This window comes from Streptomyces sp. NPDC043861, assembly GCF_056435905.1.
This window is the reverse complement of record NZ_JBWKDP010000003.1, coordinates 655183-670863: the sequence shown is the minus strand read 5'-3', so window position 1 is coordinate 670863 and position 15681 is coordinate 655183. Positions and strand designations below refer to the sequence as shown.

General features: G+C 68.9%; 14 protein-coding genes, 1 tRNA gene and 1 pseudogene. 7 read left to right on the top strand and 9 right to left on the bottom strand.

Annotated features, from left to right (window positions below):
- Positions 1 to 330: 330 nt before the first annotated feature.
- Positions 331 to 675 carry a WhiB family transcriptional regulator gene (locus AC068D_RS10685; RefSeq protein WP_177149633.1) on the bottom strand — a complete coding sequence of 115 codons (345 nt, stop codon included), beginning with the start codon at positions 673 to 675 and terminating at the stop codon, positions 331 to 333.
- A gap of 370 nt (positions 676 to 1045) precedes the next feature.
- Here AC068D_RS10685 and AC068D_RS10680 point away from each other — a divergent pair, with 370 nt between their 5' ends.
- Positions 1046 to 3319, top strand: coding sequence for a transglycosylase domain-containing protein (locus AC068D_RS10680; RefSeq protein ID WP_478822579.1), 2274 nt, complete (start codon positions 1046 to 1048; stop codon positions 3317 to 3319).
- A 204-nt stretch (positions 3320 to 3523) separates the two neighbouring features.
- On the opposite strand, the gene AC068D_RS10675 is transcribed toward AC068D_RS10680, so the two are convergent.
- A complete protein-coding gene (locus AC068D_RS10675) occupies positions 3524 to 3988 on the bottom strand; it encodes a GatB/YqeY domain-containing protein (RefSeq protein ID WP_478822578.1) in 465 nt (154 codons plus the stop codon).
- Between the two features lie 278 nt (positions 3989 to 4266).
- Between AC068D_RS10675 and mptB the strand changes: the two genes are divergently transcribed.
- The 4 genes from mptB to AC068D_RS10655 all read left to right on the top strand — a co-directional run bounded on the left by mptB (position 4267) and on the right by AC068D_RS10655 (position 8114).
- The gene (gene mptB / locus AC068D_RS10670; RefSeq protein WP_478822577.1) at positions 4267 to 5712 is read left to right on the top strand and encodes a polyprenol phosphomannose-dependent alpha 1,6 mannosyltransferase MptB; all 1446 of its coding nucleotides are present in this window, start codon (positions 4267 to 4269) and stop codon (positions 5710 to 5712) included.
- A complete protein-coding gene (locus tag AC068D_RS10665) occupies positions 5709 to 7055 on the top strand; it encodes a glycosyltransferase 87 family protein (RefSeq protein ID WP_478822576.1) in 1347 nt (448 codons plus the stop codon). Before mptB ends, AC068D_RS10665 begins: the two co-directional genes overlap by 4 nt.
- Positions 6938 to 7876, top strand: a complete 939-nt coding sequence (locus tag AC068D_RS10660) for a metallophosphoesterase (protein ID WP_478822575.1) — start codon at positions 6938 to 6940, stop codon at positions 7874 to 7876. The genes AC068D_RS10665 and AC068D_RS10660 overlap by 118 nt, the downstream gene beginning before the upstream one ends.
- Positions 7877 to 8040: 164 nt before the next feature.
- Positions 8041 to 8114, top strand: a tRNA-Pro gene (locus tag AC068D_RS10655).
- A 77-nt stretch (positions 8115 to 8191) separates the two neighbouring features.
- Here AC068D_RS10655 and AC068D_RS10650 read toward each other — a convergent pair.
- The 6 genes and pseudogenes from AC068D_RS10650 to AC068D_RS10625 all read right to left on the bottom strand — a co-directional run.
- Positions 8192 to 9052, bottom strand: a pseudogene (locus tag AC068D_RS10650) (tyrosine-type recombinase/integrase); the annotation flags it as partial.
- Between the two features lie 62 nt (positions 9053 to 9114).
- Entirely contained in the window at positions 9115 to 10929 is a 1815-nt protein-coding gene (locus AC068D_RS10645; RefSeq protein WP_478822574.1) for an FG-GAP repeat domain-containing protein, read from the bottom strand.
- Positions 10818 to 11840: a hypothetical protein gene (locus AC068D_RS10640; protein ID WP_478822573.1), complete on the bottom strand. Its 1023-nt coding sequence runs from the start codon at positions 11838 to 11840 to the stop codon at positions 10818 to 10820. Before AC068D_RS10640 ends, AC068D_RS10645 begins: the two co-directional genes overlap by 112 nt.
- A gap of 274 nt (positions 11841 to 12114) precedes the next feature.
- Complete coding sequence (locus tag AC068D_RS10635; RefSeq protein ID WP_478822572.1) at positions 12115 to 12432, bottom strand: hypothetical protein; 318 nt, start codon at positions 12430 to 12432, stop codon at positions 12115 to 12117.
- A gap of 93 nt (positions 12433 to 12525) precedes the next feature.
- Positions 12526 to 12861 (bottom strand): hypothetical protein, encoded by a 336-nt coding sequence (locus AC068D_RS10630; protein ID WP_478822571.1) that lies wholly within the window; start codon positions 12859 to 12861, stop codon positions 12526 to 12528.
- A 689-nt stretch (positions 12862 to 13550) separates the two neighbouring features.
- The gene (locus AC068D_RS10625) at positions 13551 to 13817 is read right to left on the bottom strand and encodes a hypothetical protein (protein ID WP_478822570.1); all 267 of its coding nucleotides are present in this window, start codon (positions 13815 to 13817) and stop codon (positions 13551 to 13553) included.
- A 136-nt stretch (positions 13818 to 13953) separates the two neighbouring features.
- On the opposite strand from AC068D_RS10625, the gene AC068D_RS10620 reads away from it, so the two are divergent.
- Positions 13954 to 14349: a hypothetical protein gene (locus AC068D_RS10620; RefSeq protein ID WP_478822569.1), complete on the top strand. Its 396-nt coding sequence runs from the start codon at positions 13954 to 13956 to the stop codon at positions 14347 to 14349.
- 487 nt (positions 14350 to 14836) lie between these two features.
- On the opposite strand, the gene AC068D_RS10615 is transcribed toward AC068D_RS10620, so the two are convergent.
- Positions 14837 to 15001: a hypothetical protein gene (locus tag AC068D_RS10615; RefSeq protein WP_478822568.1), complete on the bottom strand. Its 165-nt coding sequence runs from the start codon at positions 14999 to 15001 to the stop codon at positions 14837 to 14839.
- A gap of 113 nt (positions 15002 to 15114) precedes the next feature.
- Between AC068D_RS10615 and AC068D_RS10610 the strand changes: the two genes are divergently transcribed.
- Positions 15115 to 15456, top strand: a complete 342-nt coding sequence (locus AC068D_RS10610; protein ID WP_478822567.1) for a hypothetical protein — start codon at positions 15115 to 15117, stop codon at positions 15454 to 15456.
- The last annotated feature ends 225 nt before the right edge of the window (positions 15457 to 15681 follow it).

The following is a 15681-nucleotide window of genomic DNA, read 5'->3' as shown; positions in this document are numbered from 1 at the left end:
ACCCGCGCGATGTGCGAAGGTCACGTGTGATGCCACCGGCCGCGCGCCGTGCCGACGTCACGGCCCCGGTTCGTCGACGACGTGCGCATCACGCGTGCCTGTTCATGGTCGACGCGGGTCGCGCGAGACCTCGCGGGCCCGTCGGCGATGCCCTCGCCGGCACCTCATCGGGCCTGCCGGGCCTCTCGGGCTTGTCGACATAGTGATTCGGCGCACGTCTTCGCCGTGGCGGGGTCGCCACAACGCGCCCCGCGTCACCGCCCTCGCCGTACGACACCGCCGCGACGACGCCGCCACGAGTGCCGATGCCCGACTTCGACCGCGACCCGGCTAGCCCACTGCCGCGTATGTCTCGTACGTCTCGTCGTCGTCCAGGCCCACGGGCAGGATGCCCGCGCTCCGCTCGTACTCGGTACGTGCGGTCTCGAGCAGCCGACGCCAGGAGGTGACCGTGGGGCGCCTGCGCAGCAAAGCGCGCCTCTCCCGCTCGGTCATTCCACCCCATACGCCGAACTCGACACGATTGTCGAGCGCATCGGCCAGGCACTCGGTCCGCACCGGGCATCCGGTGCACACCGCCTTGGCCCTGTTCTGCGCCGCTCCTTGTACGAACAGTTCATCCGGATCGGTAGTGCGGCAGGCTGCCTGCGCACTCCAGTCGGTTACCCAGCCCATGCCGGCGCCGTCCTCTCCCGAATCGAGGCTCCCCCACGGCGGTAGCGGCATATTCACCGCTGCCAGTTGAGGACGTTACGGAAGGCGGGCACAGCGCAACACCCCCTTCGGGCCCAATCTTGAATGGCCCGAACGGACTATGCGTACGCGGCAGATCACCCAGGGGAGTGACCTGAGGGCATACGTGACAAATCCGGCAATTCAGAGCAGTTGAGTTCAGGCAACGGGGAGATCGCCGCCTGGGAATGTCTCAAGGGAGTAGCCGGGTGCCGCGGGGTATTGATACGCAACCGCACTGCTGTGACAGTTGGGAGCAGCTTAGGCCAAGGCCTATACGCATGTCCGGCGAATGAGAACGTAGGCTGCCCCCATGGCAAACAAGCGCTCGGGCGGAGGTCTGACCGGGACCCAGCAGGCCGCCAAGTTCCTCGGTGTCAGCGTGCTCTCCGGAGCAGTGCTGGCGGGCCTCGCCCTGCCCGCCGCCGGCGCACTGGGGCTCGCGGCCAAGGGCACGGTCGAGGGATTCGACGAGATTCCCTCCAACCTCAAGACTCCCCCGCTCAGCCAGCGCACCACCATCCTCGACGCCAACGGTGGCCCGATCGCCACCGTCTACTCGCGTGACCGCACGGTCGTCCCGCTCAAGGACGTCTCGCCGAACATGCAGAAGGCGATCGTCGCGATCGAGGACGCCCGCTTCTACGAGCACGGGGCGGTCGACCTCAAGGGCGTACTGCGCGCGCTCAACCGCAACGCGCAGGAGGGCGGTGTCGCGCAGGGCGCGTCCACCCTCACCCAGCAGTACGTGAAGAACGTCTTCGTCGAGGAGGCGGGCGACGACCCCGACAAGGTCGCCGAGGCCACTCAGCAGACGATCGGCCGCAAGGTCCGCGAGCTCAAGTACGCGATCCAGGTCGAGGAGGAACTCGGGAAGAAGAAGATTCTCGAGAACTACCTCAACATCACCTTCTTCGGTCAGCAGGCGTACGGCGTCGAGGCAGCGGCGAAGCGCTACTTCTCGAAGTCCGCCAAGGACCTGAAGCTGGAGGAGGCGGCACTGCTGGCAGGCATCGTCCAGTCGCCGAGCCGCTACGACCCGGTCAACGACAAGGAGGAGGCCACCAAGCGGCGCAACATCGTGCTGCAGCGGATGGCCGACATCAAGAGCATCTCGCGGGAGGAAGCGGACCGGGCGAAGGCGACACCGATCACGCTGAAGGTCAGCCGTCCGAAGAACGGCTGCATCACCGCGGTCGACGGCGCCGGCTTCTTCTGCGACTACGTACGCAAGACCGTGCTCTCCAACCGCACCTTCGGCAAGACGAAGGAGGAGCGGCAGAAGCTGTGGAACCTGGGCGGTCTGACCATCAGGACCACGCTCGACCCGCGGGCCCAGGAGGCCGCCAACGAGGCCGCCACCTCGAAGGTCAACAAGGACGACAAGGTCGCGGCGTCGGTGGTGCAGGTCGAGCCCGGCACCGGCAAGATCCTGTCGATGGGTCAGTCCCGCCCCTACGGCCTGGACCAGAAGCGCCATGAGACGGTGCTCAACCTCGCCGTCGACAGCAGGATGGGCGGCACCACCTACGGCTTCCAGGTCGGCTCGACCTTCAAGCCGATCACCGCGGCGGCGGCACTGGAGAAGGGCCTGAGCCCGGCCCAGTCCTTCTCCAGCGGCTGGAAGGTCTCGCTCCCCATGAGCTCCTACACCGATTGCTCGGGAGCCCCGGCCGGCGGCGGCACCTGGCCCGTGCAGAACGAGCTGAAGACGGAGACCGGCTCCTGGGACATGACGAGCGCGCTCGGCAAGTCCATCAACACCTACTTCGCCATGCTGGAGCAGATGGCCGGGCTGTGCGAGACGGTCGAGATGGCGAAGAAGGTGGGCTACAAGACCGGCGACGGCAAGAAGATCGAAGAGGCCCCGTCGATCACCCTGGGCGCCGAGGAGAGCACTCCGCTCTCGATGGCGACCGTCTACGCCACCTTCGCCAACCGCGGCACGTACTGCACGCCGATCGCCATCGCGTCCATCACCACGGCACAGGGCGAAAGCCTCAGGGTGCCGAAGTCCAAGTGCTCGCAGGCGATGAGCGAACAGACCGCGGACACGATCAACCAGATGCTCAAGGGCGTCGTCGAGGACGGCACCGGTACCCGGGCCGGTCTCAGCGACCGGGACAACGCGGGCAAGACCGGCACCACGAACGACCGCAAGGACGCCTGGTTCGTCGGCTACACCCCGAACCTCTCCACGGCGGTGTGGGTCGGTGACGACGTCGGCGAGAAGACCCCGATGTACAACATCCGGATCGGCGGCGAGTACTACGACAAGGTCTGCGGTGGCTGCCTTCCCGGCCCCATCTGGAAGATCGCGATGACCGGAGCACTGGACGCCTCCGAGACCCCGTCCTTCAACTCCGTCTCCGTGCCCCGCGGCGCGAGTGACGAGGGCGACGAAGGGGACGAGGACAGGGATCGGCGCAGGCACCGCGACAGGGACGGCGACGACGGCGGCGACCCGGGCACGCCCTTCCCCGGTATCTCCCTCCCGCCGGGCTTCATCGGCGGGACGGACGGGGGCCGCTCCAACGGCGGCGCGGCCAACGGCGGCCCCAGCGCGGGCCTGGGCGGACGGAACTGACGCGCTCTTTGGGGCAAGCGGATTCCGGCCCGCTCCCCGGCGAAGGACACCGGCCGAGAGGGCACGGCGGCCTCTGAAACGGACGACCGTGAACCGGATGACGGTGAACCGGATGACGGTGAACCGAGAACGCCGGCCCCGTGGTTCCACGGGGCCGGCGTTCGCCGTATGTCCGCCGTCCGCGCCGGAGTCCCGGCGCCGGACTCAGCCCGCCAGCAGCTTCTTGACCGCCGCGGCGACCCGGCCGCCCTCTGCCCGGCCGGCCACCTTCGGGTTCACGATCTTCATGACCGCGCCCATGGCCCGGGGGCCCTCGGCACCCGCAGCCCGTGCCTCTTCGACGGCCTGGGCGACGACAGCGTTCAGCTCGTCGTCCGACAGCTGCTTCGGCAGATAGGCGTCGAGGATCTCGCCTTCCTGCTTCTCCCGGTCCGCCTGCTCGGCGCGACCGCCCTGGGCGAAGGCCTCGGCCGCCTCGCGGCGCTTCTTCGCCTCCTTGGCGATCACCTTCTGCACCTCGTCGTCGGAGAGCTCACGCGCTTCCTTGCCCGCGACCTCCTCTTTGGTGATCGCGGCGAGGGTCAGCCGGAGCGTCGAGGAGCGCAGTTCGTCGCGCGCCCTGATCGCCTCGGTGAGGTCTTCCTGCAGCTTGGACTTGAGCGTGGTCATGCCTCGATTGTGGCAGGTACGCGGCGGCCGCCGCCCGCGCATTTCGTCCGGGGCGGCCCGGCGGGCGACCCGGCCCGGCGCGGTGCCCCGACCCGGCCCTTCAGGGCGAACCGGCCCTGACGGCCGCGTGGGCGGGTGACCGACGCACCCCGCAGTCCCCTGCTGAGAGCTGCGGCACACCTCGGGTCCACCTCCTGTAAGGCACCTGACACCGCGCGGCCGTTCCGGAGTGGCGCACACGTCGACTCCCGGCCATCGTCCGTTGACAGCCTGCCCACATGCCGGTCGTCCTCCGTGTTCCGCTCGGCCTCCGCCATGCCCGGGTACTGGGGCTGGCCGGTTCGGCGCTGCTGGCCGCCTGCGGGGTGGCCGTCGGAGCCGTACCCGTACGAGAAGCACTCGCACCCGGTTCCGGGGTGGCCGCGCTCGGGCTGGCCGGCGCGTACTTCGGTCTCGTCCTGCTGATCTCGGGCTGGGCGCTGCTCGGCCGGGACGTCCGCGGGCCGGAGCCACCGGGCCCTCGGGCGCTGCTGCTGACGCTCGCCCTGTGGGCCGCACCGCTGCTGACCGCGCCGCCTCTGTTCAGCCGGGATGTGTACAGCTATCTCGCGCAGGGAGCGATGGTCGAGGCACAGATGGATGTGTACACGCACGGCCCGTCCCGTCTCGGCGGGCCGTTGCCCTCCGAGGTCGCTCCGGTCTGGCAGCACACCCCGGCCCCGTACGGCCCGGTCTTCCTCGCCTGCGCGGGGGCGATCGCCGGGCTCGCGCGGACCGAGGTGTCCACCGGCGTCCTCGGCATGCGGCTGGTGGCGCTGCTCGGCGTCGCACTGATGGTGCTGTCGCTGCCGGAACTCGCACGGCGCTGCGGCGCCGACCCGCGCACCGCGCTCTGGCTCTGCGCGCTGAATCCCCTCCTGCTGCTGCACCTTGTGGCCGGTGCCCACAACGATGCCGTGATGCTGGGTCTGCTGGGTGCCGGGCTGATCGCCGCGCTGGGACGGTGGCCGCTCGTCGGAGCGGTTCTCGTCACTCTCGCCGCGCTGGTGAAAGCTCCCGCCGCACTGGGACTGCTCGCGGTCGCCCTGCTCCGGGGGCGGCGGCTGAGCGGCCGGCTGCCCCGGATGCGGGCGGCACTCGCCGTCGGCGTGACATCGGCCGCCACGACGGCGGTGACAACCGCCCTGACCGGGACCGGCTACGGCTGGACCGCCACGCTCGACACCCCTGTCTCGCCGGGGAACTGGTCACTGACCTCATCACTCGGCCGGGTGACCGGCGCCGTGCTGACGGGTGCGGGCAGCGGCCTCGCGGAATTCGCGATCCCGGCCTGGCACTCGGCCGGCATCACGGCTACGGTGCTGGCCATGATCGCCTTCTGGCGGCGGCACCCGGGCCGCCCGGTCTACGCGCTCGGCCTGAGCCTGGCCGCAGTCGCTGTTCTCGGACCGGCGATACGTCCTTGGTACGTCCTGTGGGGCCTGTTCCTGATCGCAGCCGCGGCGCCGAGCAGCGCGAAAGGACTGCGCCGGAGCGGGGCCGTCGCCAGCGGGGTGCTCGCCCTGGCCGTACTGCCAAGCGGATTCGCACCCGACCGCGCGCAGTTGCTGCTCGCGACCGGAGGCGGGGTGACCGCGGTGCTCGTGCTGTGGTGCACGTACCATGTCGCGGCCCGTATCTCCGCAGGACGGGGTCGTACGGAACTGATGGGGAGCGCTGCGTGAAGCCACCGACCACGGCCCTGGGCAGGGTCTCCACCGCCCTGGGGCTGGCGACTGCGATCACGGCCTTCCTGATCTTCGTACCGTTGCACCGCAACTGGTTCGACCTGCACGTCTACTACGGCGCAGTCGGCTACTGGGCGGACGGCGGCCGGATCTACGACTACCTCAAACCGGGCACCCACTACGGCTTCACTTACCCGCCCTTCGCGGCACTCGTCATGCTGCCGATGGCGCTGGTCGGCTGGTACGGCGCCATAGCCATCAGCCAGCTGCTGAACCTCGCGGCGACAGCAGCCATCCTCTACATCTGCGCCGATGCGACGATCCGCCGGGAGCGCTGGACCCGGTGGTTCGCCTATGCCGTGCTGGGCTGCCTCTTCGTCTGGCTCGAGCCGGTGCGCGACACCGCGAGCTACGGCCAGGTCAATCTGCTGCTCCTGGCACTCGTCCTGGGCGACGCCTGGCTGCTGACGTCGGACACCGCCCGGGCACGCCGGCTGGACCGGTTGGCGGGCCTCGGCATCGGCCTCGCCGCCGCCATCAAGCTCACTCCCGCGATCTTCATCGTCTATCTGCTGGTCACCCGCCGCCTGCGCGCGGCCGGGGTCGCCACGGCGGTCGCCGGCGGTGCCGCCGCGGTCGCCGCCTGGGCGGACCGGGAGGCGTCACGGACGTTCTGGACCGAGGCGATGTGGAACACGGACCGCGTCGGTTCGCTCGCGTTCGTCTCCAACCAGTCCTGGCAGGGCATGCTCGCCCGGCTCAGCGAACCCTTCGCCGAGCCCAGCCGCGCGGTCTGGGCCATCGGCGTGGTGGTCCTGCTGGGCCTGTGGGTCTGGCGGGCGCGGCGCGCGGTGGCGGCGGGCGACGAGCTGGCCGGCTTCGCGCTGACCGGCATCACCGCCTGTCTGGTGAGTCCCGTCACCTGGGTGCACCATCTGGTCTGGGTCATCCCCGCACTCACGGTGCTCGCGGACGCCGGACTGCGCTCGGCACGGGACGGGAAGCGGCGCAGGCAGCTGCTGTGGTGGGCGGGCGGGAGCTACGTCCTGCTGTGCAGCAGCATCGTCTGGCTGTGGCGGATCAACCCAGGCGGCGCACCCGGTTTCATCGGCAGCAATGCATACGTGTGGATCTCGTTCGGCCTGCTCCTGCTGCTGCCTTTCCGCGCCGGGCGGGACGGGGAGGCGTATGAACACACAGGCCCGTCTGCGACGATGGGCACATGCGCGCACGCTACGGTGTCCCCTTCAAAATCACGGCAGGAGTCGCGGCCGTCGGTGCCGTCGGCCTCGCCTACGCCGCCGGATTCGAAACCCGCTCCTTCCGCCTCCGGCGTGTGACGGTCCCCGTCCTGCCACGGGGGATGCGTCCACTGCGCGTACTGCAGGTCTCCGACATCCACATGGTCAGAGGCCAGCGCAAGAAGCGCGCCTGGCTGCAGTCGCTCGCCGGCCTGCGGCCCGACTTCGTCGTCAACACGGGCGACAACCTGTCGGATACGGACGGCGTGCCCGAGGTCCTCGACGCTCTCGGCCCGCTCCTCGAGTACCCCGGCGTCTATGTCTTCGGGTCCAACGACTACTACGGCCCCAGGCTGCGCAACCCCGCCCTCTATCTGCTCGAGAAGGCCCAGGGCCGCCACGGCCTCAATGGGAACGCGCCGGCGGTCGGCGTCGTCCACAATCCGTGGGAGGACCTGCGCGACGCCTTCGATGCGGCGGGCTGGGTGGGTCTGAGCAACGCGCGCGGCCGCCTCAAGCTGGACGGCCTCGAGCTGGCCTTCACCGGTCTGGACGACCCCCACATCAAGCGCGACCGCTACGACCGGGTCGCGGGCGGCACCGAACCCGACGCCGACTTCTCCCTGGCCGTCGTCCACGCCCCCTATCTGCGCGCCCTGGACGCCTTCACCGCGGACGGTTACCCGCTGATCCTGGCCGGGCACACACACGGCGGCCAGCTGTGCATCCCCTTCTACGGCGCCCTGGTCACCAACTGCGACCTCGACACGGACCGCGTCAAGGGCCTCTCCACGCACGAGGCAGCCGGTCTGGTCTCCCACCTCCACGTCTCGGCCGGCTGCGGCACCAACCGCTACACCCCGGTCCGCTTCGCCTGCCCCCCGGAGGCGACCCTGCTGACCTTGACGGAACGCGTCTGAGGCACACGACTACGCGGGCCCGTGCCCTGAGCCCGCGGGGCCACAGCCGCCCGCGGCGGCCCCGACCTGCGACGGCGAGGCTCCCGAGTGCCACGAAAACCGGATTTCGTCTCCGGGCGCCGGTGGGCTAAAGTAAACGACGTCGCCGCGAGAGCGGATGACATCGGGGTGTAGCGCAGCTTGGCAGCGCGCTTCGTTCGGGACGAAGAGGTCGTGGGTTCAAATCCCGCCACCCCGACAGAGAAACACCAGGTGAGGCATCTACTGAACTCAGTAGATGCCTCACCTGCTTCGTTTGCATGTCTATCTGTGTGACTACGGCTCCGGATCCCGCTTGAAGATGCCGTCCATCACCACGGCGCCAGTCTGGATCACGGGCCGGATCTGCTTCCGGTAGACCTCCTCAGTCACGGCCGTACCGGAGTGGCCGACGAGGCGGGAGATCTCCTCCAGCGGGACGCCACGGTCGGAGAGCAGGGACACGAAGCTGTGCCGGGGCTGCCGGGGCGTCCAGTCGTCAGCATTGATCCCCTCGGCATCCTTGAGCGCCTGGCGGAAGGCGCGGCGAACGTTGGTCGCGTCGAGAGGCTTGCCGACGGCCGAGGAGAAGACGAGCCCTTCCTCCCAGCAGTCGCCGGCGGCGAGCCGTTCCCAGCCCTGGTCTTCGAACTGCTGGCACAGGACCTCGACGCAGCGTGCCGGCAGAGCGGGCGTTCGCCGGGACTTCCGGGTCTTCGTGTCCCCGCCACGACGGACCGAGCGCCACACCGCGATGTGCGGAGGCTGCGGCGGATCGGCGTTCGGCTTGCCCTTCAGAAAGACGTGGTCCCAGGTAAGCGCGCGCAGCTCCTCGGTGCGAGCACCGGTCAGCAGGGCGACGACGATGTACGTGTGCATCGAGGTCCCCTCGGCCGCCTTGAGCACCGCCTCCGCCTGAGCGAGGGCGAGTGCCTTGGACGGACGCCCCGCCTGGCCCTGGGGTACCGAGCACAGCTCGACGACGTTGCGCTTCACCTTGTCCCGAGCCATGGCTCGCTTGACCGAGCGGTTCAGGCACGAGTGGACCGCCTGCAACGAGCGGGTGCTGAGGGTCTGCGCTTTGGTCGCCAGCCGGCGGTCGACATCTTCCGCACTCAGATCGCGCAGCTTCCGGGCGCCGAGAGCCGGGATGACGTGCTACGAGGGACCAGGTCAGGGATGCGCTCCCCAACCTGGTCCACGGCGTCCGCGTTGGCGCTTTAGAAAATGCCCTTGTAGCCCTGCCAGCCGGTGGCGATCTTCACCCGGGCGGCGAAAGCGCCGGTGCCCGTGCCGTTGTAGCGCCACAGCACGCCCGCAGTGTCGCGGGCCACCAGATCCGCCTTGCCGTCACCGGTGATGTCACCGACACCCACGACCGCGTTGTAGATCTGCCACCCGGTGCCGACCTTCACCCGCGCGGCCAGCGTGCCCTTGCCCGTGCCGTTGTACCGCCACAGCACACCAGCCGCGTCTCGCGCCAGCAGATCACCGGCCTTGTCGGCGTTCAGATCGCTGACACCCACGATCGTGTTGTAGATCTGCCACCCGGTGCCGACCTTCACCCGGGCCTTGAACGTGCCCGCGCCGCTGTCCGCGTACAGATAGAGTTCACCCGCCGGCGTGCGCGCCAGCAGATCCGCACGTCCGTCACCCGTCAGATCACCCGGCGAGGTCAGCACGTTGTAGATGTTCCAGCCGGTGCCCAGCGCGGTGTACGGGGTCGTCGGCTCGAGCGCCGCCCCACAGGCCGGCTTGTACAGCCGGAGGGTGCCGGTACCGCTGCTCACCCGGACGAGGACGTCGTTGCAGCGGTCCCCGCTCAGGTCCCCCATGGGTACCGGAAGGGTGCTCGTCGCCCAGCCGCTGCCGCTGACCTTCCCGGAGAACGTGCCCTTGCCCGTGCCCTGCTGGAACGTCAGCGCACCGGAGGAGTTGAGGGTGAGCAGGTCGCCGATGCCGTCCCGGCCCGCGTGGTCCCGGAGTACCGGTGCCGCAAGGGAGCCTGCGGTGAGGATGTGGATGCGCTCGCCGGCGTCCACGAACGCCACCCGGCTCCCGTACGGGTCGAGGGTCCAGCGGATCCGGCGGTCCGAGGTCGCGTCCTCCGGCCAGAGGTTGGACGGGGCGGGCAGATCGGCCACGTCGCCGGTTACCGCCTTCCCAGATCCGACGTCGGTGCGGACCAGCTTGCCGCGGGCGTTGTCGTGGCGGACCAAGAACCCGTCGGCCAGCAGCGCGTCACCCGTTGGAACGGCCACCGACCGCCCTCGGGAGCGGTCGAACACTCCGGCCTTCTTCTGCGTGGAGCAGGCCCAGTACACAAAACGGCCGTTGACCTGCAGCTCGCTGGGCACGCACGCCGAACCGACGTTGACATCGACCGCCGGGTCGGTCGATCCGAGGCGGCTCATCGACAGGTGCCCTGCGGTGGACGTCGTGGTCCACAGCTGCCCGTCCCATAGGGCCGCGGCGTTCGCCGTGCGTGTCGAGACGACCTTGTTCTGCGTCCAGTCGACGAGGAACTGCTTCCGGTTCGCACCGCCGGACAGAAGGGCGTACCGCCCCTCCGCTGCCTCCACCGTGCCGTAGAAACCCGGCACCGTCAGTGTCTGGACCTCACCCGTGGGCGTACGGCGGTGCACCCACTGGGCGCCGTCCAGGCCGGAGTAGACGACGGACCCGTCACCGGCCCCGACCAGCCGGATGCAGCCGTAAATGAACACACATGGCTTCAACCATCCGCCAGCCTGCTGGACCGGCCCCACCTGGGGGACCGCGTCAGCGGACACCGTACGCGTGTTGAACATGACGTCGTAGGCCGGGGAGGAGGTCTGATCGGTCCAGGCCAAGGTGCCGTTGGCCAGCGATAGCCCGTCCACGGGCGCGGGCACCGGCGGCAGGTCCATCAACTCACGGTCCACTATCTGGCCGTCCGATGCCTCGGAGAGCCGGTGCACGCCCCAGTCCGCCTTGTCAGGACCGCCGACCACGACGGCCGATCCGTCCGCCGACTGCCAGATCCAGCCGTCCATTTGCGGAAGCAGCGTGCGCCACTCTCCGGCGTCGGTGAGGGCCTGGTGAGCACAGCGCGGGTCTCGTCGCCGTACGTGGCAACCACGACGTCGTCACCGACGACCGTGAAGTCGCCTTTCCCCTGGGTGCCCTCCCCCGGAACCGCGGTCACCGGCCCGTCGAGGGCGTCACGGCGCAGCAGCTGCGCGCCGCTCCCCGGATACCACCAGCCGACGTAGTCCTCGCTCAGCACGGGTATCCGAGACGAGCGATAGTCGTAGGGGCTGAATACCTTGGCCCAGGTTCCATCGCGAACGTCGACGAGTACGAGCTGATCGAGGAACACTTTGGGGTCCTCGGTCGGCACGCGGTAGCGCATGAGCAGCGAGCGGTCGTCACGCTCGCTCACCGCGAGGAGCTTCGCGTCGGCGGGCCAGCCGCTCAGCACCGTATCGCTGGTGCCGCCCCCGGCGGTCGCCTTCAAAAGGTGCACTTCCCGCACGTTGGCGGAGTTGCCGAGGTAGGCGACGACGACCCCCTCACCCGCCGTACCTGCGGGGCTCAGCCCGGTGGGGACGGTCACCGTGCCCCTGTCCGCACCAGAGCCCATCGCCCGGAACCGGAAGAGGCGTCGCCCCTCGGCGTCGCTTGACATCGTGTACGTGGAGTCCGACTGCGCAAGGGAGTCGGGTTGCGGGGTGCCGACGAACTCAGTCACATCCCTGGTCAGGCCCGACGCATAGCCGGTCCACCGCAAGCCGACAGAGCCCTCCGGGCTCGACAGCACACCGGTATCGCCAAAGCCTCTGAACACCGGGTTGCGCGTGGCGGACCGGTCCGCGGCAGGCAGAACGATCTCGCCCCCGCTGGCGGCCAGCGCCGTCCCGGCAGGCACGACGACCAGAGCGCCCGCAGCAAGGGCGACAGCCACGGCCGCGGCCACACCCTTCCGGCCGAGCAAACGACGTCGTACGACCCTGTAACCCTGCACGGAACCCCCCGGTCCCTCGCCCCCGACGGCCGTGTCCCCCCAACCGCCGCGGATGACCTGTCCTTGTCATGCGCGACGGGAGCGTACCAGCGTCCGGTATTCCAAGATCTTCCGACTCACGGCTCGCCCCTAAGCGCTCGCTCCACAAGTCGCCCTGAGGCTGGTGCGCGAGGACACCCCCGCCCTCTCCGGCGGCGAGGCCCAGCGCCTCAAGCTAGCGGAGACCGGCTTCGATCTCGTACTGCCGGATCAGCTCCTGATAGTCGGCAGGGTCCACGTCATCGTGCAAGGTGACGTTCGCGCCCTTGGCGACGGTGGCGATCTCGCCCAGCAGCCGGTTGGCCTCTTCCTCGGTGGCGTAGAGCCCGACATTGATCTGCGTCCCGACTGCGGCGGTGGCCCAGGGGACAGGGCAGGGCGGCGCGTGGTCAGGGACCGGGCACAGGATCAACGAGATGACTTCCTGCAACTCCTGCGCGTCCTTGCCTGCGGGAACGTGGATCTCGTAGACGCGCCTGCTCTGGCCGATCATAGGAGCCTCCTTCCCCCCAGGATATGGGCGGGACAAGGGATGCGCCGCCGAAGATCCCGCCTTTGCGATCTCCGGGCGCGGCGCCCGTGCGGGTCAGCGACGGTAGCTTTCCAGGGTGCGGCAGTGTCGCTTGTAGCTGCCCTTCTCGACGGGGATGTTGCGCTTGGCGGTGTTGACGGCCGCTTGCTCGGTAGGGCCGTTGCCCCATGCGGTGCGCTTGGTGTAGGTGTGGCCGTTGCGGACGATGTCGCATTTGACCTTGGCGTGCCATTGCTTGCTGATGGCCGGGTCGAGCTGGGCGATGGAGTGGTGCTGAGCGGAGCTGTCCACGGTGGCAGCCGAGGCACCGGAGGTGAAGAGCCCGAAGGTCGCCGCAAGTACAGCCGCTCCTACGGCTGCGCCCCGGGCCAGGGTGATGAACTTGTTCATGAAGACATTCCCCCTCAAATTCGTTGGACGATCCGGACGAAACAGTCTCGGGCTGGTGTCGCCACTGGCGTCACCGAGAGTCACACCCTCCACGGAACCGGCTCGCGCTGCCGAATCGGCCGATTCCACGCCGCGGCATTTTGGGAACCCTCCAGCGAGTCGGTCACCGCCGTCGCCGCGAGGCTGCTGTCGGTCGCGACTGTGGCCATGCGCAGGCCACCCCGTTGTTCTGCGCATGGGGGACTGTCCGGCGAGAATCGAAGCGTTTCGATTGACACACGTGTTCATATTAGCCGTCAAGTCCGCTACACAAGAGCGTAGTTGGCAACCTGGCGCGTGTCGGCATGCTCCGGCGGCCGGGCGACGAGGTGATGGTGTGCGCATGGCCACCCAGCCGGGCACCGCAGTGCGGAGGTTCTGCGGGCGCGGGCATCGAGCGGGATGATGCGTCGACGCTCCATCAGGCAGCCGTTAGGGCCGACGGGTCGGCAGGTCGACTGATGGACAGCCTTGAGGGCCACCCGGACCATGCCCGGCTCCTTCAAGCAGCAGCGGACAAGGCCGCACGAGCTGCGAACAGCATGGGGAACGGTCCCGCCACCCCGATACAGGTCAGAGGCCCATTCGCTTGATCGCGAATGGGCCTCTGACGTGCTCGGGGAGCCAAACAGGGGGCCAACCGAATTTCATCAGGCCACCGCGTCGGCCTCTTCCTGATCACCGGCGAAGATCTCGTCCATCGCTTCGGCCCCCCGTGTGATCACCGGACGGAGCTGCTTGCGGTAGATCGCTCTGTGCTCGCCTGACGCGTGTTGGTGACCACGGTCTGCGGTGAAGCAGCGGATGTAGAGGGTGACCCCGGCGTGCCGGCCGACGGCGTCGATGAGCTGGTATCCCGTGGTGGCGGCCGGTGCAGTTCCGCCGCCTCGGGGGCGATGGCCAATGCCGTGCGCCATGCTTCGAAGTCGCCCAGCGTGTTGGGCCCAACGGTGTGATCCAGGCGGCCCGCGTCAGCGACTTTTCTGATATTGATCATTGCTGATCAAAAAAACGTCACACGGAGTCAACGTCCGTGTGCGAACAGGGGGTTACATGAAGACGCCATCGCGTTCCCGTCTGCTGCTCAGCACGCTTGCAGGACTTGGGCTGATCCTTGGGATGCAGGGACAGGCTCACGCGTCGACGGTGGTCCAGCTCAACGTCGACGGCGGATGGGGCATCTGGAACGACGACCCGTCCCGCGACGGGCCCGGCGACTCGATCCGCGCGTGCGACATCGCGGCGGACGGATGGGCGATCGAGGTGCGGCTCGACTACGACCGTGACGGTTACTCGGACCGGACGGTCAGTACCCGCGGCCACAGCTCCTACTACTGCACTCCCTGGAAGGGCGGTGACCTTCCGGAGGGCGGGACCTTCGCCGTGGCAGTCCTCCAGGTGAAGGGCAACACCATTGGCGAGATATTCAAGGGGTCCGTACGCACGTAGTCCGTCCCCCGGGCCGCCGTGGCCACCGGGCAGCCGAACCGCCCGGTGGCCACGGCGCGTACCGCGGCGCGGTGGTTCACACCACCATCCCCAGTCCGGCGGTCGAATCCCACGGCCGGAGTGGGCACTCATGCGGCACGGGAGAACCCGGGCGCGAGGGTGGCCACATTGCCGCTTCCTGTGCGCCGACGTTGCGCCGATTGGTTATCGCTCTCGGGCATGTCCTCAAGCGGATGCCACCGCAAACCGAGAATGCCGGAAGGGCCCGCACTGATTTACGGTGCCTCACTCGATCGGTTTGCAAGGAGCGCCCATGCGTCCTGAGCACAGGACCAAGTTTCGATTCTCGACCCCTGCCGCGCAAGGGAGGGCGGTACGCCGTTGACGCCATGGCATGGGCTGACAGCCTCGCGCTGCGAATCCCTTTTGCCTACGGCGCCATTGGCCAACCCGGTCTCGCACCGCCGGTAGTCGGCTGAAGTGGAGTTCACCTGCGACGTGAGTCCCACCTGACCTGCTTGGCGCTGGTGTCGGCATCTTCCCAGCGGATGATGATGTCCAGGTCGCTGAACCTCTGCTGGCCAGCGGCGTCCTGCCGTGCGAATCCCGCCGATGCGTAGAACTGGCCGTTCAGATCCTCGTGAAGGCACAACTTGGCACAAAACCCGCCGCACGTTGAAGCCTGCACGACATCAGGACGCGGAAGGGTGCCCTCCCCAACAGCGGAAGGGCACCCCCAAGAGGTCAGCGGTGGTCGTAGCGGTCGTGACCCCAGCGGTAGCCGTGGTGGTGGTGGTGACCGTGGTGCCGGTGGTCCCCACGGTGGTGACCGTGGTGCCGGTGGTCCCCACGGTGGTGACCGTGGTGCCGGTGGTCCCCACGGCGGTGGTCCCCGCGGTGCCGGTGGTCCCCGCGGCCGTCGCGGTCGCCGCGGTGGTGGCCCCAGCGGCCGTCGCGGCCGTCGCGGTCACCGCGGTGGTCGCCCCGGCGGCCGTCGCGGTCACCGCGCCTGTGGTCGTCACCGCGGTCGTAACCACGGTCGTGCGCGGCATGGGATGCCACCGAAGGCGCGGTGGCGGCGCTGGCGCCAGTGGCACCGCCCAGTAGGACGGCGGCCGCGACGCCCAGCGCGGCGGCAAAACGGGAAACGCGCATTCCGTGCTCCTTTCACGGCAGGTGCCTGATGCGCCTGCCTGGATCGGACTCGTCGATGTTGACATCCGAAATTCACCGTTAAGTCCGAGCCATTACGAAAAGGCACCTCATATAACGAAAAATCATTTGGCCGGGAACCGGTGCCCGGCGTGTTGGCGTCACGCGCGCACGCCTACT